20 protein-coding genes are annotated in these 20,109 nt (G+C 66.1%); 3 read left to right on the forward strand and 17 right to left on the reverse strand.

Annotated features, from left to right (window positions below):
* Positions 1–2: 2 nt before the first annotated feature.
* Positions 3–1,763 carry a GMC family oxidoreductase gene (locus tag BMG07_RS02225; RefSeq protein ID WP_198082986.1) on the forward strand — a complete coding sequence of 587 codons (1,761 nt, stop codon included), beginning with the start codon at positions 3–5 and terminating at the stop codon, positions 1,761–1,763.
* Positions 1,764–1,787: 24 nt separating this feature from the next.
* Here BMG07_RS02225 and BMG07_RS02230 read toward each other — a convergent pair whose 3' ends face one another.
* Positions 1,788–2,978: an MFS transporter gene (locus tag BMG07_RS02230; RefSeq protein ID WP_198082987.1), complete on the reverse strand. Its 1,191-nt coding sequence runs from the start codon at positions 2,976–2,978 to the stop codon at positions 1,788–1,790.
* Between the two features lie 74 nt (positions 2,979–3,052).
* Between BMG07_RS02230 and BMG07_RS02235 the strand changes: the two genes are divergently transcribed.
* Complete coding sequence (locus BMG07_RS02235; RefSeq protein WP_269758556.1) at positions 3,053–3,874, forward strand: helix-turn-helix domain-containing protein; 822 nt, start codon at positions 3,053–3,055, stop codon at positions 3,872–3,874.
* 12 nt (positions 3,875–3,886) lie between these two features.
* On the opposite strand, the gene BMG07_RS02240 is transcribed toward BMG07_RS02235, so the two are convergent.
* The 11 genes from BMG07_RS02240 to BMG07_RS02290 all read right to left on the reverse strand — a co-directional run bounded on the left by BMG07_RS02240 (position 3,887) and on the right by BMG07_RS02290 (position 14,408).
* Positions 3,887–4,294 carry a cupin domain-containing protein gene (locus BMG07_RS02240; RefSeq protein WP_198082989.1) on the reverse strand — a complete coding sequence of 136 codons (408 nt, stop codon included), beginning with the start codon at positions 4,292–4,294 and terminating at the stop codon, positions 3,887–3,889.
* A gap of 11 nt (positions 4,295–4,305) precedes the next feature.
* Complete coding sequence (locus BMG07_RS02245) at positions 4,306–5,058, reverse strand: acyloxyacyl hydrolase (RefSeq protein ID WP_269758557.1); 753 nt, start codon at positions 5,056–5,058, stop codon at positions 4,306–4,308.
* A gap of 142 nt (positions 5,059–5,200) precedes the next feature.
* Positions 5,201–6,331, reverse strand: coding sequence for an iron-containing alcohol dehydrogenase (locus BMG07_RS02250; protein WP_198083146.1), 1,131 nt, complete (start codon positions 6,329–6,331; stop codon positions 5,201–5,203).
* 134 nt (positions 6,332–6,465) lie between these two features.
* Positions 6,466–7,389 carry a LysR substrate-binding domain-containing protein gene (locus BMG07_RS02255; RefSeq protein ID WP_198082990.1) on the reverse strand — a complete coding sequence of 308 codons (924 nt, stop codon included), beginning with the start codon at positions 7,387–7,389 and terminating at the stop codon, positions 6,466–6,468.
* Positions 7,390–7,518: 129 nt separating this feature from the next.
* Positions 7,519–8,148, reverse strand: a complete 630-nt coding sequence (gene wrbA / locus BMG07_RS02260; protein ID WP_198082991.1) for an NAD(P)H:quinone oxidoreductase — start codon at positions 8,146–8,148, stop codon at positions 7,519–7,521.
* 106 nt (positions 8,149–8,254) lie between these two features.
* Positions 8,255–9,205 (reverse strand): ring-cleaving dioxygenase, encoded by a 951-nt coding sequence (locus BMG07_RS02265; protein ID WP_198082992.1) that lies wholly within the window; start codon positions 9,203–9,205, stop codon positions 8,255–8,257.
* A 62-nt stretch (positions 9,206–9,267) separates the two neighbouring features.
* Positions 9,268–9,951, reverse strand: coding sequence for a nitroreductase (locus tag BMG07_RS02270; protein WP_198083148.1), 684 nt, complete (start codon positions 9,949–9,951; stop codon positions 9,268–9,270).
* Between the two features lie 166 nt (positions 9,952–10,117).
* Positions 10,118–11,020 (reverse strand): tryptophan 2,3-dioxygenase family protein, encoded by a 903-nt coding sequence (locus BMG07_RS02275; RefSeq protein ID WP_307866834.1) that lies wholly within the window; start codon positions 11,018–11,020, stop codon positions 10,118–10,120.
* Positions 11,021–11,053: 33 nt separating this feature from the next.
* Positions 11,054–12,463: an amidase gene (locus BMG07_RS02280; protein ID WP_198082993.1), complete on the reverse strand. Its 1,410-nt coding sequence runs from the start codon at positions 12,461–12,463 to the stop codon at positions 11,054–11,056.
* A gap of 104 nt (positions 12,464–12,567) precedes the next feature.
* Complete coding sequence (locus BMG07_RS02285; RefSeq protein WP_269758558.1) at positions 12,568–13,617, reverse strand: glutathione S-transferase family protein; 1,050 nt, start codon at positions 13,615–13,617, stop codon at positions 12,568–12,570.
* 167 nt (positions 13,618–13,784) lie between these two features.
* Positions 13,785–14,408, reverse strand: a complete 624-nt coding sequence (locus BMG07_RS02290) for a glutathione S-transferase family protein (RefSeq protein WP_198082994.1) — start codon at positions 14,406–14,408, stop codon at positions 13,785–13,787.
* 212 nt (positions 14,409–14,620) lie between these two features.
* Between BMG07_RS02290 and BMG07_RS02295 the strand changes: the two genes are divergently transcribed.
* A complete protein-coding gene (locus BMG07_RS02295) occupies positions 14,621–15,079 on the forward strand; it encodes a carboxymuconolactone decarboxylase family protein (RefSeq protein ID WP_198082995.1) in 459 nt (152 codons plus the stop codon).
* 53 nt (positions 15,080–15,132) lie between these two features.
* On the opposite strand, the gene BMG07_RS02300 is transcribed toward BMG07_RS02295, so the two are convergent.
* The 5 genes from BMG07_RS02300 to BMG07_RS02320 form a co-directional block, all read right to left on the reverse strand.
* Positions 15,133–15,834 (reverse strand): dienelactone hydrolase family protein, encoded by a 702-nt coding sequence (locus tag BMG07_RS02300; protein ID WP_198082996.1) that lies wholly within the window; start codon positions 15,832–15,834, stop codon positions 15,133–15,135.
* Positions 15,835–15,841: 7 nt separating this feature from the next.
* Positions 15,842–16,705, reverse strand: coding sequence for a hypothetical protein (locus tag BMG07_RS02305; protein WP_198082997.1), 864 nt, complete (start codon positions 16,703–16,705; stop codon positions 15,842–15,844).
* 37 nt (positions 16,706–16,742) lie between these two features.
* Complete coding sequence (locus tag BMG07_RS02310) at positions 16,743–17,570, reverse strand: alpha/beta fold hydrolase (RefSeq protein WP_198082998.1); 828 nt, start codon at positions 17,568–17,570, stop codon at positions 16,743–16,745.
* Between the two features lie 276 nt (positions 17,571–17,846).
* Entirely contained in the window at positions 17,847–18,884 is a 1,038-nt protein-coding gene (locus BMG07_RS02315) for a LysR family transcriptional regulator (RefSeq protein ID WP_198082999.1), read from the reverse strand.
* 82 nt (positions 18,885–18,966) lie between these two features.
* Positions 18,967–19,929, reverse strand: coding sequence for an RNA polymerase sigma-70 factor (locus BMG07_RS02320; protein WP_198083000.1), 963 nt, complete (start codon positions 19,927–19,929; stop codon positions 18,967–18,969).
* Positions 19,930–20,109: the final 180 nt, after the last annotated feature.

A 20,109-nucleotide genomic window follows, 5' to 3' on the forward strand; every position in this document is an offset into this window, starting at 1 on the left:
TCATGACAAAGAAACTCAAAAAGCGATCCGTCGTCTTCGTCGGCGGCGGCCTCACCGCCGCTCTGGCCGCGCGGCAGATGATGAGTTCCGGCATCGACGTGCTGGTGCTCGAGCGCGGCGGCGACCTCGCCGGAAGCGCCGCCGCCACGCTGCCCAGCCAGCGCGACGAATTGCGCTGGGGCGTGCGCAATGGCCTGGTCCAGAACTGGGCCAACGAAACCTACACGCTGCGCCATGCCCACGATGAACAGGCGCTGCCCGTGCGGCGCATGGAAGCGTTTCTGCCTGGCGAAGGCATGGGCGGCGCGGCCAACCACTGGAACGGGCAGACCTGGCGCTGGGCGGAGTACGACCCCACCTTGCGCACCCGCCTCGAGTCGCGCTACGGCAAGGCCGCGATCCCGCGCGACATGACAGTGCAGGACTGGGGCATCGGGTATGCCGAAATGGAGCCGTACCACGACCTTTTCGAGCGGCTCTTCGGCATCGCGGGGCAGGCTGGCAACATTGACGGTCGGCTGGTGGATGGCGGCAACCCTTTCGAAGCGCCGCGCCAGCGCGACTTTCCGCAAAAGCCGCTCGAGATCCTCGAGTCGGGTCGCATCTTCCAGGCCGCCGCGCAAAGCCTCGGCTACAAGCCCTTTCCGCTGCCCGCGGGCAACTCCCCGCGCGCGTACACCAACCCGGACGGCATGCACTTGGCGGCGTGCCAGTACTGCGGCCACTGCGAACGCTTCTTCTGCGAGGCCAATGCCAAGGCCAGCCCGGCAGTGCTGCTCTATCCGCTGCTGCAGAAGAACCCGGACTTCGAGATACGGCTCCACTCGCAGGTGACGGGCCTTGTCTACGACCGGCACGCCAGGCGCGTCACCGCCGTGCGCTTCATCGACCTGCATACCGCGCAGGAATACGAACAGCCCGCCGACGTGGTCGTCCTCTCGGGTTTCACCATGACGAACACCAAGCTGTTGCTCACGAGCGGCATCGGTCGGCCCTACGACCCGAAGACCGGCAAGGGCGTGGTTGGCAAGAACTTCTGCTACCAGGTGATGTCGTCGGTGCCCGTGTTTTTCAAGGACCGCTGGATCAACCCCTTCATGGCCACGGGCGCATCGCAGATGGTGGTCGACGAATTCAATGGCGACAACTTCGACCATGCGGGCCTCGGCTTCTTCGGCGGCGGATACATCTATTCGAACGTGACGAACGGCCGGCCGATCAACGCGCGGCTGCAGCCGGCCGGCACGCCCCGATGGGGTTCGGCGTGGAAGCAGGCCAACGCCGACTGGTATGCGCACGCCTTCAACGTTGCAGTGCATGGCAGCAACTATCCGCACCGCGAGAACTACCTCGATCTCGACCCGAACTACCGTGACGTCTATGGCATGCCGCTGCTGCGCATGACCTTCAACTTCCACGACAACGACCGCCGCATGAGCGAGTACGTGACCAGCAAGGCCGCCGGCATCGCGCGCGCCATGGGCGCCACGACGGTCGGCACGCCGCAGCCGCGGCGCGGGGACTTCGATGCGAGGCAGTACCAGACCACGCACACGACGGGTGGCACGATCATGGGGGCGGACCCGGCCACCAGCGTGGTGTCGCCTCGGCTGCAGCACTGGGACGCGCAGAACCTGTTCGTGGTCGGCGCATCGGTCTACCCGCACAACGCCGGCTACAACCCGACAGGCCCGCTCGCGGCGCTGGCGTTGCGCCTGGGGGACGACCTCATGCGGTACGCCAAGCAGCCGCGGATGCTGTGATGCGCTCGACGCGGCGCTGCACCGTTACTTGCCGATGTGCGCTGCCCGGCCCACCGACAGCCCGAGCGCGCACATGACCAGGCACAGCACCGCGCAGGCAATCAGCGGAGCGGTCCAGCCTCGCGCGGCTTCATGCAGATAGCCCACAAGCGTCGGACCCACGGCCGCAAGCAGGTAACCGATGCTTTGCGACATGCCCGACAGCGATGCTGCAACCTGCTGCGAACCCGCGCGCAAGCCGACGAAGGCCAGACTCAGGATCAGCGCCGAGCCCATGCCCATGCCGAAGGCAAAGACCCAGAGCGCCGCGAACGCTGGTGCCACCAGCAGCCCCGCCAGCCCCACGGCGCTGAGCGCGGGCGAAGCAAAGGCGATCCACCGTTGATCGGGCATGCGTTGCAGCAGCGGCATCAGCAGCAGCGCAGGCACGGCGCCAGCCAGTTGCATCCACCCGTGCAGCGCGCCAGCGCGTGCGCTCGAATCACCCGCTTCCTGCAGGATCGACGGCAGCCACGCGATGGCGGCGAAATAGATGAAGCAGGTCAGGCCCAGGTAGGCCGCCACCTGCCAGGCCAGCGGCGCTTTCCAGACCGATGCGCGTGGCTTGCCGGGCGACAGGCCAGGTGCGGACACCGTGCGCGAGCGCAACTGCGGCAGCCACAGCAGCGCCGCGCCCAGCGGCAGCAGGACGACGGTGGCGAGCGAGGCCGGCCAACCCGCGCCGAGCGCGCGGTCCAGCGGTACCGCAACGGCCGACATCACGCCCGCGGAGGCAATCATCGCAAGCGCATAGCAGGCCGTGAGCTTGGCCACGTGGTACGGAAAGTCGCGCTTGAGCAGGCTTGGCAGCAGCACATTGGCAATGGCGATCGCGCCACCGATCACGCACGTTCCCGTGTAAAGCGCCGTTGCGGTGCCCGTCGAGCGCACGCCAATGCCCGCGACCAGCAACATCAGCGCGGCGAACAGCACGCGTTCGAGGCCGTAGCGGTGCGCAACGGGCGCCGCCACCGGCGACACCACGGCGAAGGCCAACAGCGGCAGCGTGGTCAGCAGGCCGGCCTGCGAGGCGCTGAGTCCGAAGCTCGCGCGAATGGGTTCGAGCAACGGGCCGAGCGCGGTGATCGGTGCCCGCAGGCTGGCGGCGATGAGGAGAATGCCGGCGATGAGAAGCGCGGGGCGGTGCAGGCGCAATACCGGCGTCGAGGAATGCATGGTGTTTGAAGTGAGGCTGCGTGGGCTATGAATCTATCGATCGCGTGCCATGTTCGATGCCAGCCGACCGACAGATGATTGGCAAATCCGGTCAAATCGAGGGCGTGACCACGCACCATCCCCACCCCTGGCGCTTCGAGTTCGACAAGATGGCGTCGCCGGCCGCGGCGCTCCGGATCCGCACGCGCGGGCAGCCCGAGGCGCTGGCGATGCATGCGCACCCGCAGGGCCAGTTGGTGATGGTCGCGCGTGGCGCCATGACCTGCGAAGTGCCCGGTGCGCTGTGGATGGCGCCCGTGCATGGCGGCCTCTGGATACCGGGCGGTGTGCCGCATGGCAATCGCGTCACGGCCGATGCAGACGTCTGCTTTCTGTTCGTTGCGCAAGATGCGGCGTCCATGCCGTCAGCCTGCTGCGCGCTGGGAATAAGCCCCTTGCTGCGCGAACTGGTCCTGCATCTCGCGGACCTCCCAGAGCCGCAGGGCGCCGAGACGGAGCGCCTGCACGGGGTCCTCCTGGACCAGCTCGTGCGCGCACCTTCGGAATCGATGCACTTGCCAGTGTCGGACGAACCGCGCCTGCGCCGCATGGTCGATGCGTTGATGCAGGACCCCTCCGACCGCACCAGCACCGCGCAGTGGGCGTCGCGCCTGGCCATGAGCGAGCGTACCTTCACGCGGTTGGTGTTGCAGGAGACCGGCATGTCCTTCGGCCGCTGGCGCCAGCGGCTCCACCTGATCGTGGCGCTGCAGTGGCTCTCTTCGGGCATGCCGGTACAGCAGGTGGCCGGCGAGCTGGGCTACGACTCGGTGAGCGGGTTCATCGCTATGTTCAGGAAGACGATGGGCAAGCCGCCGGCGCGCTACCTGGCCGAACGGCGGCCGGGCGGGCCGTAAGGCCCGCGGGGCTTACTTCACCGGAATGAAGAAGTCCATGCCCTTGTCCTTGATGAGCGTCACGATGAACTTGGCTGGCTGCGTGCTGCTGGCGTTGCGGCCCACCGTGTGGATGTCGTTCGGCCCTTCGTAGAAGGTTTGTCCCTTGGTGAGGGTGACCTCCTTGCCGCCCTTGACGCCCATCACGATCGAGCCTTCCAGCACGTAGACGAACGCATGTGCGTCGTGGCGGTGCACCGGGTCGACGGCGCCCGGCGGGTAGTCCACGTTGATCATCAGCACTTCCTTGCCCGGAATGTTGGGCAGGTCGCGCGTGAGCAGCGGCGTCACGACGGCCTCGGGCGCGGCCATCGCGTGCTGCGCCAGTGCCACGCCGCAGGCCAGCAGCAGGTGTTTTCCAGTTTTTCCGAATGCGGACATGTTTCTTTCCTTCAAAGGGCTCCTGCCGTGCGGGGCCGGGTTGCACATCGCGGACGCGATGCGTCGGTCTTTCTCACGGACGACTGTGCCCGCTGAACGCTCGCGTGCCAGTCTCTGGTAGTCGCAGGTGCGCCTGCCTCTTTTGGAGGGCATGCCCGGCTAGAAGCGCCGCGCGTAGCGCAGCTGAATGAAGTTTTCGCCGGGGTTCGGGTGCTTGATGCCCGCGTCGAGAAATGCTCGATGCGCAAGGCGATCTCGTGTTCGCGCCGGTCGCCGAAGCTTCGGCCGATTGCCAGATGGGTGCCGAAGTTCAAGTTCGTGGAAAAGCTCTTTTGCCGCGTACGGTAGACCGATGAGGTCGCCGTGAGCCCTACGCCCGCTTCGGCGAACCAGGGCGACGCGCCGTCGTCGGGACGCCAGCGAAGCACGGGCACGACCGCGAGTTGCGACAACTGCGAGAGACCGACCCGGTCCTGCGACGAGATGTTCCAGTATGCGTACGAGGCTTCGAGGTAGCTACCGAGCGCGCCGGTGCCGAGTGTCCATCGGTAGGGCAAGTCCCAGGTGAGGCCGGCCGTCAGCGTTCGCGTGCCGTGTGCCGAGCCGGCCTGCACGAAGACGGAAGAGGGCTTGAATGCCTCCTGTGCAGAGGCACCTGGGAAGTGGCACAGGCAGATGGCTGCACCGATGAAAGCACGCGTGAAGCGGCGTTTGAGATGGAGCGATGGCCTGAGGAAGGCCGGGCAAGGGAGGGCGTCGATCATGTGAATGGCAGCCGGGCTGACGTTTTGAATTGAACGCAGGCGGTTGTGCCTGTCGCAAGTCGAGCGTAGAGAAACCCGGCGCCGAGCGGATGCGCCAGAAGAGAGGCTTCAGGGGCCCCTCTTTGGCCGGTGAACGTTCAGATCACCAGAGGCTTTCGAGCAGCGTGTCGAGCTTCACGCTCGCGTTGTTGCCCAGGTCCGCGACCTCGTTGGGGTAGTTCTGCTTCAACAGCCTGGCCACTTCAGGGAGCCGCGCGATGTCGAGGTCGAAGGCGCCGATGCGGTCCGGCAAGCCAAGCGACTTCACCACGCTTGCGATCCGGTCGGCCAGTTGGGCCGCCGCGTCTTCACCGCGCGCCGCGTCCGATGAACTCGGCGCAAAAATGCCCAGCTTGTCGCCATAGAAGTCCGCGCACGCGCGGATCACCGGGGCCAGCGTGATGCATGAGGTCGCGCTGTGAGGCAGGCCGAAGGTGCCGCCCAGGATGTGGCCGATACGGTGGCTCAGGCCATAGATGACCGAGGCAGGCGAGAAGTAGCACTGCCACGCAGCCAACTGCAGCTGCAACAAGTCATCGGGCGTCACCAACCCCTGGTCGATTGCCTCGCGCGTCGACAGGGCATTCGGCCACTTCTGCAGCACGGCAAGAAAGCGCGCCAGGCCGCTCGCCGCCATGACCGCGTGCGGATGCTCTTTCGTGACTTTGCGCATACCCTCCACCGCGTGATCCATGCCCTTGACGGCGGAGGAAAGCAGCAGCGCACGCGGCGTGTCCAGCAGCAGCACAGGGTCGATCACGACCACCTTGGGCACAGTCTCTCGCACTGCGTAGCTGCGTTTGAACTTCTGCGGCCCGTCGGTCTCCGTGATGCCGAAGTAGTGCGAGAACTCGGAACCGGACAGCGTGGTCGGCAGGGCTGCGATCGGCAGGTAGCGCCCGGTCTTCTCATGATGCAGGTGCGACACCGCCTTTGCCGCGTCGAGCACCGAGCCACCGCCCAGCGCAAGGATGGATCCGGCGCCGGCTTGCAGGCAGGCCTCAAGCCCGTTCTGCACAGCGATGTCGGGCACATGCGCCGGAAGGTCCGTGAAGGTGCCCGCGTCCTGCTTCAGGTTGGGTTGCACGCAGGTACGGTGCAGCTTGGCCAGCGGCTCGACCGTGAACGTGATCGGTCGCTGGATGTCGTGGTCGCCCAGCCGCGCGACGGCGCCCTGCAGGATGTGGCGTCCCCAGAAGACGCCTTCTTGCGGCAAGCAGTTCAAGTGATTCATGTCGATCCGGCTCTTGTATTTCAGAGCCCACAAGATAGGTCGGCGGCACAGTGGCCACAAGCCGTCGTTCGGCAAACGCAGCGTCCATGTGCATGGACGACGACGGGCTCGTGCGGCCCGCCGCGCGAGGCGGCCTACGCGGAGCGCGATGGGTGGTCGAACGCCGTGATCACCGGGATTTCCACAGCCAGGAAATCCACCAGCGAACGCACCGCCGGCAGCAGCCCGGTGCGAAACGGAATGAGCGCCGAGATGCGCGCGTCCGCCGCCGACCAGTCGGGGAGCAACTGCTGCAGCGCACCGGTTCTCAGTTCCGAGCGGCAGATGTAGCCCGGCAGCGCCGCGATGCCCAGGTTGGCGCACGCCGCTTCCTTCAGCGCGACCATGTTGTTGCTCTGGAAGCGCGGGTCGATGGGCATGACCACCTCTTCGCCGTGCGGCCCTCGCAGCGGCCACTGCATGGGGCCGTTTCGCACCATCGCGATGGTTGCGTGCTGCGCCAGGTCGGCAGGGCTTTCAGGCACGCCCATCTTCTGCAGGTAGGCGGGGCTCGCGAACAGGTACCACGGCACGTCGGAGAGCGCGCGCTGCACGAGCGTGGAGTTCTGCAGCGGGGCAGTGTGGCCGCGGATTGCCAGGTCGAAGCCTTCGCCCACGATGTCCACGTAGCGGTCGGTCGCGATCTCGATCACGCGCACCTTCGGGTACTGGTTGAGGAAGACTGGAAGTACCTCGCGCAAGGCGAACTGGGCAATCTCGACGGCTGTCGTCAGCCGGATCACGCCGCTGGGCTCGGTCAGGCGCTGGCGCACCGCTTCCTCGGCGACGTCGGAGCTGTGCAGCATCGCCACCGCGTACTCGTAGAACTCCTTGCCGATGTCGGTCATGCCGAACTGGCGCGAGGTCCGGTTGAGAAGGCGCACGCCCAGGTAGCTCTCGAGCTCCTGGACGCGATGGCTCAGTGTCGACTTCGGCAGGCGCAGTGCGGCACCTGCGGCCGTGAACCCGCCTCGGTCGACGACCTGTACGAAGTAGTACACATCCTTCAGATCCAGCATCGGCGGCCAGGGCAAGAGGCAGAAAAATGCCGCGGAGCGCGGCACGGCTGGCGCAAGCATAGCGCCAGAGGAGCGCCGCGCAAGATGCCCCGCAGCAAGCCTGCGTCGGGAAATTGCCGCGGCGATGCCTCAGGCAACTTCGGCGACCGGCTGCGCGGCGCGCAGTGCCCTGGTGGTCGACGCGACGCGGCGGCCCTGGTAAGCGGCGACGGCGAGTTGCTCGGCGCCGGGCATCACCGAGTCCTTGTGCGAGACGTGAGTCGCGCCGTAGGGTGTGCCTGCGGCGAACATGGAGGCGTCGGCGTAGCCCAGCGGCACGATGATCAGGCCGAGGTGGGCCATGGGGCCGTAGAGCGACAGCAGCGTCGACTCGTTGCCGCCATGCGTCGACGAGGTAGAGCCGAAGACCGAGCCCACCTTGCCGTTGAGCTTGCCCTGGAACCAGAGGCCGCCGAGCGAGTCGATGTAGGCCTTGAGCTCGGAGGCGATGGAGCCGAAGCGCGTGGGCGTGCCGAAGATGATCGCGTCAGCCCAGTCGGCATCGGCTTCGGTCGGGGCTTCGTACTTCGCGTTCATCTCGCTGGCGCGCTCAGCCCAGCCGGGCACCTGGCGCATGACTTCCGGGCCGACGAATTCGCGGGCGCGGCGCATCCGCACTTCGGCGCCCTCGGCCGTTGCGCCCTGCGCGATGGCCTGGGCGAGAAGCTCGGTGGAGCTGTTGCGGGAATGGAAAGCGATGAGGACCTTGGGTTTGGACATGGGTAACCTGTGTGTTGAAACAAAAGAAAGTCTTCGCCCCCCGGGCGTTCGGTGGGCAAGAGCGTGCGGAGTTGAAGAAGCGGGGCGGCGGTGCCCCGCGCGGCGCTCAGATCGCGATCGGCTCCAGGCGGCCGAGCAGCTCGTCCTTGCGCTCGCGCAGCCACGGCGGCAGCTGGAACTCGGCGCCGAAGTGGCCGGGCTCCTCGTCGATCGCGAAGCCGATGTCGGTCGTGGCCGCCTCGAACATCACGCCGCCGGGCATCTTGAAATACATCGAGCGGAAGTAGTTGCGGTTGACCGACTCGGAGGTGTCGATGTGGCCCATCGACATCAGCTTCTCCTTGATCTGCATCTGCTGCTCGACGCTGTCCACCGCGAAGGCCACGTGGTGGATGGTGCCCTCGCCGTAGATCGACGAACCCTGGTGCCTGTCGGGCTCGTGCAGAAACTCGACGATGGTGCCGGGCGCGCCGTCCGCGGTTTCGAAGCGGTGGTGCGGGCCGTCGTCGTCGGCGTAGCGAAAGTCCAGCGCGTCCTGCATGAAGATGATCGATTCCTCTACCTCGCGCAGCGACAGCGTGATGCTGTGCACGCCCCGGATCGCGTATTGCGCGGGGATGTCGTCGGTCGAGCACGGTGGACGCTTGTCGCCGTTGCAAGCCACCAGATCGAACTCGATGCCGCATGGGTGCTGGAAGCGCTGGCGCTGCTCGCCGAAGCGCTCGACCACGGTCTCGTCGAAGCTCACGCCGTGGGCGCGAAAGCGCTCGCGCCAGAAGTCCAGCGAGCCTGCGGGCACGGAGTAGTTGATGACGCGGATCTGCCCCGAGCCGCGGCGGCCCTTGACGCCTTTCTGCTTGAAGGGAAACGAAGTCACCAGCGTGCCGGCGTCGCCCTGCGCATTGCCGTAATAGAGGTGGTAGACGGGGTCCTCGCCGTCCAGGAGGACGGTTTTCTTGACCAGACTCTGGCCAAGCAGCTTGACGTAGAAGTCCACGTCTTCCTGTGCGCCGCTGACACAGGCAGTCAGGTGGTGGAAGCCCTTGATGATCGACATGGGAAAAACCTTTCGTTGATGCGAATGAATGCAGCCACTTTCGCGGCGGTGCAATGGCGGGGTTACTGCTGGATGAACGAAGCGAAGTGCTCGAGCTCCAGCTTTTGCAGCGTCATGCGGTTCTCGGGCAGGCTGTTGTCGGCCCAGCCCATCGACATCCCCGCGATCACCATCTCGCCTGCGGGAATGCCGAGTTCGGCGCGCAGTACGTGATGCTGCAGCGACCAGATCTGTTGCGGGCAGGTGTCCAGGCCGCGGCCTTTGGCTGCCAGCATCACGCTCTGCAGGAAGCAGCCGTAGCACAGCAGGCTGGCCCACTCCAGCTGGCGGTCCATCGTGAAGATGATGCCGACCGGCGCATCGAAGAACAGGAACTGGCGCTCCACGTCGCGCATGCGCCCGGTCTTGTCGCTGCGGTGCACGCCCTGCGCATCGCCTAGTTGGCCGCGAAAGGTGTTGAAGCGCGTGGCGAACGGGTCGTGCAGCGGCTGAGGAAAGAACGGGTACTCCGGCGCCAGCTTGTCGTGGTTGGCACGAAACTCCTCCACCGCGGCGGTGGTGACGCGCTTGCGCGCTTCGCCGGTCACGACATAGCAGCGCCATGGTTGCGTGTTGCTCGAGCTCGGGGCGTATTTCGCCGCCGAGAGAATGTCCTTCACCATGTCGAGCGGAACGGGCTGGTCGGTGAAGCCGCGCTTGCTGCGCCGCTCCAGGATCAGGTCATCGATATACGGCGTCGTGTGCATTTCCGTGGGCTCCATCAACAGGTTGGCTGACATGATGTTTTTTGTCTCTCTATGGTTTGGGGATCTGATTCGAGGAAATCGTAGGTACGCCGCACGGCGCTGAGAAGCCCTCTTTGGTTGCACGCTCGGTCCCGAAAACGCGAACGATCGGGGCCGGCGAGCCGGTTCACCGGCCTTGGCGAGCCATGTGCGGGCACACGGGCGGCGGGTTGCCGATGAAGGTGCGCGCGGACCAGAGCTCCGGGAAGGGAATTTCCTCGAGCGTGGGTGCGAGCCATGCGACGCCCTCGGAGCCGAAGTACGCCGGACGCGCGCCGAAGGTGCGGCGCGTGGCCATGAGGTGGCGATACTTCCAGTTGCAAAAGCCCTCCGCGATGTCGGCCAGCGTCTCGCCGAGCTGCTGCAGTTCGATGCGGCTGTCGGCGTCCGCGTAGATGTCGCGCCACACCTGCTCGACCTCCTGGCTGGGCGTGTAGGGTGCACTCAGGTCGCGCGCGAGCAGCGCGGGGGGCACGTTCAATCCTCGACGCTGCAGATACCCGAGCACGTCGTCGTACAGGCTCGGCTCGGCCAGCGTCTGGTTGAGCTGCGCCCAACGCGGTGGCTGCGGCTCGAAGTGCTGCAGGTGTACCGCCTGCTTGATGCCCAGCAGGTAGACCATCTGCCGATAAGTCCATCCCTGTAGCGCGGTGTCCTTGCCGTGCGTTGCCACGGCGCGCGACAGGATGGCCAGCAGGTCGTTGGGCGTCATCCAGTCGATCGAGCGCCAGATGGCCTCGAGCGGCGCCTGGTGGCCGACGATGCGCAGCAGCGCGCGATAGGCCTGCGGCAGGTTGTCGACGCGCAGAAAGCGCTGAGCCGTCTGCATCTCCTTGATGATGAGCATCCAGTAGAGCTCGGAAACCTGCACATGGACGATCCACGCGTGCTCGCCAGGATGGTCGCTGACCGTGCGCTGCAGCTGATGCAGCGTGTCGGTCTGGATCCATGCGCTATAGGGGGTCTGGCCTTCGGGGGTGACGCCGGGCTTCGGGCCCGAAGTGCCGGTGGTGTCGGGGATGTCGTTCACGTGGTGCTCCTGGTTGTGTTGATGTGAAAGCTGTCAGCGCCTTGGCGCTTCGGTGCCGCGCAGCACCAACTCCATCTGCCGCGCGACCTGCAGCAGCGCGCCATCGCGGCCGGGCTTGGCCACGACCTGCAGCGCCGCGGGCAACCGGCCGCCACGCACGGGGAGCGGGATCGAAACCGCGGGAAAGCCGGCCACGTTGAACGGCGCGGTGTAGGTCATCAGCGCCTCGCGCACCGTCCCAGTCCAGGCTCCGATCGCGATCGAGCTCTCGCCCACGCGTGGTGCGGTACAGGGGCAGGTCGGCAACACGAGAAAGTCGACCGCCGACATGGCGCGGTGCAGGCGCGCGGTGAAGTCGCGTCGCGTCTGCTGCGCAAGCGCGTAGTCGCCCAGCGTGATCGTCTTCGCGCGCTCCAGCCGGTCGACGGTTTCGCGGCCGTAGAGCGCGGCGATGCGCTGCGCGTCGTTGTGCCTGAAGTGCCCGACTCCGCCTTCGGTCAGCACGAGGTGTGCGAAGGCCTGCTGCACGCCGTCGAACAGCGTGGTGCCGTCGAGCGCGGTGCCGTCGAGCATGTCGCAGGAAAAGCCCTGGGCGAGCAGGGCGACGGCGGCATCGAAGGCCCCGGCCACCTCGTTGCTGACCGGCACGGGCGCGATCTCGCGGACGACGCCCAGGCGTGCGGCCGCACGCGCCTTTCCCTGCGGCACGTCGATGCGCAGCGCGCCCGCAAGGACGACGATGTCGTCGACCGTTTCTCCGAGCAGGCCGGGGTGATCCAGCGTGGGCGCCAGGCGAAACACACCGCGTGTGGACAGGGTTCCGTAGCTCGGCTTGAAGCCGGCAACGCCGCACAGCGCCGCCGGTATCCGCACCGAACCGCCGGTGTCCGTGCCCAGACCGGCCGCCACGGCGCCATAGGCGATGGCCGCTGCCGCGCCGCCACTGGAGCCGCCGGGAATCCGCGTGAGGTCCAGCGGGTTCAGGGTGTCGCCAAAAGTCGCGCTGGCCGTGGTCACGCCCCAGGCGAACTCATGCGTGGTGGTCTTGCCGATGATGATGGCGCCTTGCTCACGCAGCGATGACACGATCTCGGCATCGGCGGACGGCACATGACCTCTCCACGCGGCCGAGCCATAGCTGGTTTCAACGCCTTGCGTGTCGATCAGGTCCTTGACGCCGATGGCCAGCCCCTCGAGCGGCCGCGCCCTGCCTTCCGCATAGCGCTGCTCACTCTCCCGGGCCGCACGCAGCGCACCTTCGCAGTCGATGGCGGCGAACGCATGCAGCGTGCGCTGGGCTGACTCTGCCGCGTCGAGCGCCTGCTCAACCAGCCCGGACACCGTGATGCGCCCGCCGGCGAGCGCTTCGAGCGCACGGCGAAGGCCCGGCGCACGGGGGATCACGCTGGATGGCTGCGCGACGTTGTCCGTAAAGGCGTTCACGTGGGCTCCGGTTCAGAAAGACGATGGATGGAAACGCAAGACGAGCGCCTCCCCTCGCGGCGTCGAACGCCGCGAGACCGGAAGCTCGGAAACGCTGTTGAAACTCAGGCGGCGGCGACTGCCGTGCAGTCCGCCACGGCGTCCATGTAGCGCGAGGGCGGCATCGAGGCGATCGACGCGCCGATGGCTTCCTTGCACAGTGAGGGCCGCTTGCAAAGCGCGTCGAAGTAGTGCGCCACGTTAGGCAACGCGTCCCACATCGAAGAGAGGCCGAGGTAGTTGATGCGCACGAGGTTCACGCCCCACAGCACGTCGGCCAGCGAGAAGAGATGGCCGTTGGTGAACGCGAAAGCCCCGGCCGCGAGATCGCGCTCCAGGTCCGCCAGCAGCGCGCCCGTATGCTCGCGCGCGGCGCGCTGGAAGGCGGGGTCGTGACAGACCTTCTTGCCCCCGGTCTCCTTCACGATCTTGGCGCGATAGGCCGCCACGAGCTCGGGCTCGTCGGCGTTTTCCTGGATCAGGCGTTCGAGCGCCATGACCTTGTAGTCGTACACCGTCTGCATCGATGCCTTGAGCGGGTCGGGCCTCAGGTCCGCATCGGGGTGGAAGCCATAGAGCAGCGCGCCGTTGGAAATCCTGTCGACGATGCCGACCTGGCGCATCACTTCGCCGCGCGCCTGGGGTTCGTCGGGAACCAGTTGCAGCGGCTGGCGAGAAACCGCGTCCAGGTAGGTGCAGATGCGCTGCGAATCGGCGATCACGCGGCCGGCTTCATAGTCCACCAGCAGCGGCACGACGCAAGGGTCGAAGCCTTCGCTTTCCACGGAAGTGCGTCCGCTGTATCCCGACACGAAGGCGCGGCCCAGCTCGCGACCCGCGAACAGGCGCAGCCGGATGTAGGCGGGGCTGTAGTGCTCGGCGGGGACCAGTCCGTCAGTACCCATCGTGCTCAGGATGAGCATGTCGTTCGAGCGGTAGGGCAGTGCCTTCTCATGCAGCACCGTGCGTACCTTCTGCGAGCACAGCGAACTGGCTGCGTGGAAGAGTTCGAAGCGCGGGTTCGCGTCGCGGCCCACCAGGGTCGTGCGGTGGGGGTCCTGCACGGCGGCGCGGGCGGCGGCTGTCATGTCCATCAATGGGGCGGGGGGCGTCATCACGTTCCTCTCATCGGCCTGTACTGCAGGCGCACCAACTGTCGATCGGCGGGGTTGCCTTCAAGCGTGTTGAAGACAGCCGAATCGTAGGTAGCCTGGTGTCGAGTGAGAAGGCGTCAAAGCTTGCACGCTCGGTCCCGAAAATCCGAACGATGCGTTGGTGCGCGTCAGAGTTCGGACGCTGCGGCGGCCTCAGGGATCAGCGGCACCCAGCGCGGCTGCCCCTGTACGCGCGTGACCCATGCGCCGATGCCGGCGAAGCGCGACATCGCATAGCCGCCTTGCGCGGCCAGCGACACGTAGGTGGACGCGGCCAGGTCCGCGATGGTGTAGCGCTCGTCCACGAGCCAGGTGCGCTCGTGCAGCCAACGGTCGAGTTTTTCCAGCGCCAGGTAGCCCTCGGCGTGGAAGCGCGCGATGTCCTGTTGTCTGTCGTCGGCCATGCCGTACAGATGCAGCACACGTGGCGTGGCGATGTTCTTCTGAAGGTCGGCCTGCTCGAAGAAGAGCCAACTGAGCACTTCGGCGCGAAGGTACCCATCGTCGGGCAGGTAGGGTGTGCCCTGCGCGAGGTACAGCAGGATGGCGCCCGACTCGACGACCGGCCGCCCGTCTTCCAGCATCAGCACCGGAACGCGTTCGAAACGGCTGATCGCGCGAAAGTCCGGCTCGTGGGTATCGCCCTTGCCGATGTCCAGCGTGACGCGCTCGTAGGGCAGGCCGAGCTGGCTCAGGAGGATGCGGATCTTCCACGAGTTGCCGGAGAGACGGCTGTCATACAGGCGCAGCATGGTGAGGTTCCATCGGGGTGGGCACGCGGGGTGTTGCGCGGATTGTCGCCGCCTTGCGCGGACCCTGCAAAAGAGAGAGGCCTTTGCCGAACCATCGGCCGCTGTGCACATGTGGCCTGGCACTTAACGTGGATTCAGGTGGCCCGCCCGATGCGGCCGCCCGCTGCGAAGCAGCACCCACCCTCTCACTGAACCCTTCACAAAGGAACGACATGAACCACCCCCGACTGCCCTGGACCGAAATTTCTCCCAAGTCCTACCAGGCGATGGCCGGCGTCAACGGCTCGCTCGCCAAATCGACGCTGGGCCATTCGCTGATGGAACTTGTGCAAACGCGCGTCTCCCAGATCAACGGCTGCGCCTTCTGCCTGGACATGCATGCGCGTGACCTGCGCAAGCACGGCGAGACCTGGCAACGCCTGAACAGCCTCTCGACCTGGCGCGAGGTGAGCTTCTACGATGCGCGCGAACGCGCGGCCCTGGCCTGGGCCGAAGTGCTCACGCGCCTGGCCGACCAGCACGGCGATCAGGACACGGCCTACGAAGCGCTGAAGAAGCACTTCAACGACCAGGAGATCGTGGAACTGAGCTGGACCATCGCCGCCATCAATGCGTGGAACCGCCTGGCGGTGGGCATGCGCACGCCGCCTTCGGACCAGCCGCTGGAGTAAGCAGCAACAGCCGGCGTCTCGCGACGCCGGCTGTTTTTGCGCAAAGGAATTGTTCAGGATTTCTTCAGGTACAGCGCCAGGAACGCATCGGTTCTGCCGTTGGCCAGCGCGGCCGCTTCGGCGTCGTAGCTGATGCCACGATGCCGCGCGAACGCGTGGTGGCATCCAGGGTAGTTGTAGACCTGGACCTGCGAGAGATCTTGCAGCGCTGTGGTGATCTTCTGCTGTGCTTCGGCCGGAATGTACTCGTCCTCCTGAGCAAGATGAATCAGCATCGGGCTGTGGACGCCGCCGGCCTCCTCGAGGTGCTTGTCGGCGTTGCCGGGGTAGTAGGCCACCGCCGCGTCGACGCCGACGCGCGCGGCTGTCAAATAGGTCAGAAGCCCGCCCAGGCAGTAGCCGACAACCCCGACCCGGCCTGTCGCGTCAGGCAGTGCGCGTGCTGCCTCCAGCGTGGCGACGATGTCACGCACGCCGGCGTCGAGGTCGAACGCGTTGTACAGCGCCAGTGCCTTCGCGCGCTCGACCTCGGTCTGGTCGGTCATGTCGACGCCGGGTTCCTGCCGCCAGAACAGGTCAGGGCTGATCGCTAGGTAACCCTTCGCCGCGAGTTCATCGCAGGACTGACGCATGTCGGCATTCACGCCGAACACTTCGTGAATAACGACGACGGCCGGCGCCGGCAGGACCCGCGGGCGGGCGATATACGCTATGAAGGCGCCGTCGGAGGTGGTGATCCGGAGCTGGTTGTGCATGGTGTGTTCAGGCGTTGAGCCAGAAGGCGATGTTGCTGACGTACTGCCTGGTCGACCGGAGCGCCTCGGGAAAACCGGCGATGCCCTCGCCGGGCGACTCGCTGACGAACGAGGGGCAGCCGCAGGCCGGGTCCCAGTTGTAGTCGGCGAAATGGTGGAAGGTGGACTGCGCGATGGCGCGCCCGCCGTGCTCGGAACGCTCGAAGGCCACGGCGATGTTGAAGCGCCGCCCGGAGACCGCGCTTTGTCCTTCGGCGATCACGCGGCCGCTCGAGTCGTTGGGCGGTGCGCTGACCACACCCTCGTGCGGATGCGACGGCAGGTACTGCACCACGCCGGTCGCCGACTGCCGGTCGCGCATCACTGGATGAATACTTCCCACCGAGCGCACGCGCTGGAAGTCGCCGTTGGCGCCCGAGTGGTAGTTGGGCCACGAGATGTGCGCTGCGAAGGTGTCGTCGATGCAGTGACGGCCTTCGTCGGGCTCACGATTGCGACTGTGAAAGTGGTGCGCGAGCCCGATGCCCCCGAGGGTGCAGATCGAGCTGCCCACGTCCATGTGGTCGCGGGTGACCATCAGGGCGCCGCCGGCACGACGGAACTGGCTGATGCCCATGCAATCCTCGTCGGTCAAGCCGTCGCCACCGTCGACTGCGAAGAGCCAAAGCTGGTCGAATTCCGAATCGTGCAGCGTCGACAGCACGGGGTCAGGCTTGCCGCGCTGTGCGCGGTCGCGGGCTGTCACCTTGAACGCAAGGCCGCCGTCCTTGTCACGCAGCCCCGACAGGAACGAGGCCAGGCGGCTGAACCGCGAGATGTTCCAGTCGTCGGGATCGCCCTCTATCGTGGTCTGCAGCAAAAGGTTCAGCATGACGCACCCATGGGGTTGGAGCCGTAGTACACGGCGTTCAGCTGCGCAGGAAGGCCAGCAGATCCGCGTTGACCTTGTCCTGCATCGTGGCGGTGAGACCGTGCGGCGCGCCGGGGTAGTAGATCTCCTTGGCGCCCTTCACCAGCCTGGCTGCCTTCTTCGCCGCGTCGTGCACGGGCACGATCTGGTCGTCTTCGCCGTGCATGAACAACGTCGGCACGTCGAACTTTTTCAGATCCTCGGTGAAATCGGTTTCGGAGAACGCCTTGATGCATTCATAAGCGTTCTTTTGGCCACTTTGCATGCTCCAGAGCCAGAACTGGTCCAGGATGCCCTGCGAGACCTTCGCGCCGGGACGGTTGGCCCCGTAGAAGGGTAGCGCCAGGTCCTTGTAGTACTGCGAACGGTCGGCGGCCACGCCTGCACGGATGCCGTCGAACACCGTCAGCGGCAGGCCCTCGGGGTTCGACGCCGACTTGACCATCACCGGCGGGACGGCACCGATGAGCACGGTTTTGGCGACGCGCTTCGTGCCGTGGCGGCCGATGTAGCGCGCCACTTCGCCGCCGCCGGTCGAATGACCGACCATCGACACGCCTTTGAGGTCGAGCGCCTCGAACAGTGAGGCCAAGTCGTCGGCATACCCGTTCATATCGTTGTTCGACGACGACTGGGTCGAACGGCCGTGGCCGCGACGGTCATGTGCGATCGCGCGGAAGCCGTTCTGCGCGAGAAAGTGCATCTGGTCATCCCAGGCGTCGGCGTTGAGCGGCCAGCCGTGCGAAAAGGTGACGACCGGGCCGCTGCCCCAGTCTTTGTAGTAAATGCGAGTGCCGTCTTTGGTGGTGATGGTGTCGCTGGTCATACGGGGGGCTCCGGCTTTGTGGGTTGGATGGGTTGGGGGTGGCTGCATTGGCGCTGTCGTGCAGGCCGAGCGCGAGCGTGCTGGTGGCAACGACAGCGCTCGTCGCGAGCAGGTCGCGGCGCGAGGGGGGTCTGGGTGAGCTTCATGGGGTTCCTCTCGAATGAAGTTGAACAAGCGGGTTGTGTCTGATGAACGGCTGCTCTCGACGGGCGAGTGCCATAGGGTGAAATGGATCGTAGGTTTGGCTCGCGCGCGGCGGTAGGTCCGCAACGGGACTCACGCTGTTGTTGAGAGCGCACCAATGGCCGATGCGTGCGTCGAATCGAAGTCCGTCAGGCATTGAAGGTCGGCCGCCCGAATGCGGGCTGTCATGAAGTCGATGAACACGCGCATGCGAGTGGGCAAGTGCTGCCGGCTCAGATAACAGATGTAGTGGCCGTGGTCGTCGGGCGCGTGCTGCGCAAGGCAGGGCACCAGCGCGCCGCTGCGCAGCGAATCGCACACCAGGTAGCCCGCCATTTGTGCGATGCCGTGCCCGTCGAGTACGGCTTGCAGTACCAGGTCGGCGTCGTTGTAGGTGAGCTGCGAGGGCGGTACGAACTTGGTCGTCTGGCCCGCGACCTTGAACTCCCATTCAAAGACGCGGCCTGACGCGAAGCGAAAATTGATGCACCGATGGTTGCGCAAATCTTCAATCGACATGGGAAGACCGTGCGCCGCTTTGTAGGCGGGCGAGGCGCACAGCAGCATCTGCATCGGAATGATTTGCTTGGCGATGATCTGGGCGTCTTCCATGCGGCCGTTGCGGAACGCGACGTCCACCCGGTCTGTGGTGAAGTCGGTCGGCTTGTCGCTCAGCAGCAGGTCGATCGACACGTCGGGATAGGCGAGGCGGAACTCGCCGAGCAGTGGCGCCACCACGCGGCGGCCGAAGCCAACCGCCGAGCTGATGCGCAGATGCCCGCGCGGCGGCCCCTGGCGCAGATCTCGCATCTCCTCGACGGCCTGCACGATCCGGTCGACACCGGTGTGGCAGTTGGCATAGAAGAGGTCGCCCTCGCGCGTCAGTGTGGTGCTGCGGGTAGTCCGGGTGAAGAGTCGTACGTTGAGTTGGTCTTCCAGCTTCTGCACGCTGCGGCTCACGGCCGAGCGACCGATGCCCAGGCGGTCGGCGGCTCGCGCGAAGCTGCCTTCGGCCACGACAGCGATGAAGGCGACCACGCCCGCGTAGCTTGCGGCGAAGCTCGATGCGAGCGGGTCCGCACGTGACGTGAGGGAGGAAGGCGTGGCAAAGGGTGGGGCGGGAAGGGTCATGGCAGCGTCTCGGTTCCAGGGGACCGCGGTGGCGGTCGCCTCATGAAATGGGACTCTGCCCGCGTGGCCGGGCGAGGGCCAGTTAATGCCTGTCAAGGTTTGTTATGGGCTCCGTTCCTGCTCCCGTTCGCGCTCCCACTGCGCCGCCGCGCTTGAGGATGGCGGCCAGCGCCGCCAGCTTCTCTGGATTGCGCTGCGCCTGGATGCGCAGGATCTTTGCGTCGTCGGTCTCGAACGACTGGACCGACTCCAGTTCGCCGTCGATGAAGCGCAGCAGGCCCCATTCGCCGTTGACCGGAGCGATCCGCATGTGCACGCGCGCGCCGTAGCGCCGGCCGGTGGCGTAGTAGAGCCGCGCGATGCGATCCGAGCCGCGCAGCGGCACCCCGAAGCTCTGTACCTTTCCGCCGCCGTCGCCGACGAACTCCGCGTCGTCGGCCAGCAGCGTGCGCAACGCCGAAATGTCGCCGCGCCGCGCGGCCTCGGCGAATTCCTTGAGCAAACGGATGTGGTCCTCGGGCTTGACCCGAAAGCGCTTGCGCTTTTCGAGCAGTTGCATCTTCGCGCGGTGCACCAACTGGCGGCAAGCAGCTTCGCTCTTGCGCAGTGTGAGCGAAATCTCGCTGTAGCTTGCACCGAAGACCTCGCGCATCAAAAAGGCGGCTCGGCTCTCCGGCGACAGACGCTCGAGCATGGTGAGGAAGGCGATGGAGATGTTTTCGGCCTGCTCCAACATTTTTTCAGGCGAGGGAGAAACATCGGGCATGACGGGCTCCGGCAGCCACATGCCGATGTAGTGCTCGCGCTCCACCTTGGCGGCGCGCAGCCTGTCAATTGCCAGGTGCGTGACGACCGACACCAGCCAGGCCTGCGGGTTGTCTACCGCCTGATCGGCCGCGCCGTTGGCCGACTGGCGCCAGCGCACCCAGGCATCCTGGACCAGGTCCTCGGCTTCCTCCTTCGATCCGAGCATCCGGTATGCAATGCCGTGTAGGCGAGGCCGCAGTTCGTTGAAGATCTCGTTGATGTCGTTTGTGTCGTTCATGGTGTCCGGCTAGGTTGGAGCAAGCCAGGCGCGGGCTGGGCCTTGCGTCTGTCTTGTCCATGAAGACGTGCGGGCACCGGCGTTTGTGACACCGCAAGCGCCCTGCGGATGCTTCCAAGGTTAGGAGCGAAACCGTGGCGGGGCAGCCGGCATTGAGAAGAGGCGCGCCTCTCCCTTTCG

This window comes from Variovorax sp. E3, assembly GCF_016082275.1.
Lineage (GTDB): Bacteria > Pseudomonadota > Gammaproteobacteria > Burkholderiales > Burkholderiaceae_C > Variovorax.

Coding starts and splice junctions, on each gene's coding strand:
- BMG07_RS02305 (WP_198082997.1), bottom strand. CDS start 16,705: ATGCTGAACCTTTTGCTGCAGACCACGATAGAGGGCGATCCCGACGAC.
- BMG07_RS02245 (WP_269758557.1), bottom strand. CDS start 5,058: ATGATCGACGCCCTCCCTTGCCCGGCCTTCCTCAGGCCATCGCTCCAT.
- BMG07_RS02240 (WP_198082989.1), bottom strand. CDS start 4,294: ATGTCCGCATTCGGAAAAACTGGAAAACACCTGCTGCTGGCCTGCGGC.
- BMG07_RS02315 (WP_198082999.1), bottom strand. CDS start 18,884: ATGACCCTTCCCGCCCCACCCTTTGCCACGCCTTCCTCCCTCACGTCA.
- BMG07_RS02290 (WP_198082994.1), bottom strand. CDS start 14,408: ATGCTGCGCCTGTATGACAGCCGTCTCTCCGGCAACTCGTGGAAGATC.
- BMG07_RS02250 (WP_198083146.1), bottom strand. CDS start 6,331: ATGAATCACTTGAACTGCTTGCCGCAAGAAGGCGTCTTCTGGGGACGC.
- BMG07_RS02285 (WP_269758558.1), bottom strand. CDS start 13,617: ATGACGCCCCCCGCCCCATTGATGGACATGACAGCCGCCGCCCGCGCC.
- BMG07_RS02295 (WP_198082995.1), top strand. CDS start 14,621: ATGAACCACCCCCGACTGCCCTGGACCGAAATTTCTCCCAAGTCCTAC.
- BMG07_RS02270 (WP_198083148.1), bottom strand. CDS start 9,951: ATGCACACGACGCCGTATATCGATGACCTGATCCTGGAGCGGCGCAGC.
- BMG07_RS02230 (WP_198082987.1), bottom strand. CDS start 2,978: ATGCATTCCTCGACGCCGGTATTGCGCCTGCACCGCCCCGCGCTTCTC.
- BMG07_RS02235 (WP_269758556.1), top strand. CDS start 3,053: ATGATTGGCAAATCCGGTCAAATCGAGGGCGTGACCACGCACCATCCC.
- BMG07_RS02255 (WP_198082990.1), bottom strand. CDS start 7,389: ATGCTGGATCTGAAGGATGTGTACTACTTCGTACAGGTCGTCGACCGA.
- BMG07_RS02300 (WP_198082996.1), bottom strand. CDS start 15,834: ATGCACAACCAGCTCCGGATCACCACCTCCGACGGCGCCTTCATAGCG.
- BMG07_RS02225 (WP_198082986.1), top strand. CDS start 3: ATGACAAAGAAACTCAAAAAGCGATCCGTCGTCTTCGTCGGCGGCGGC.
- BMG07_RS02310 (WP_198082998.1), bottom strand. CDS start 17,570: ATGACCAGCGACACCATCACCACCAAAGACGGCACTCGCATTTACTAC.
- BMG07_RS02265 (WP_198082992.1), bottom strand. CDS start 9,205: ATGTCGATCATCAAGGGCTTCCACCACCTGACTGCCTGTGTCAGCGGC.
- BMG07_RS02320 (WP_198083000.1), bottom strand. CDS start 19,929: ATGAACGACACAAACGACATCAACGAGATCTTCAACGAACTGCGGCCT.
- wrbA (WP_198082991.1), bottom strand. CDS start 8,148: ATGTCCAAACCCAAGGTCCTCATCGCTTTCCATTCCCGCAACAGCTCC.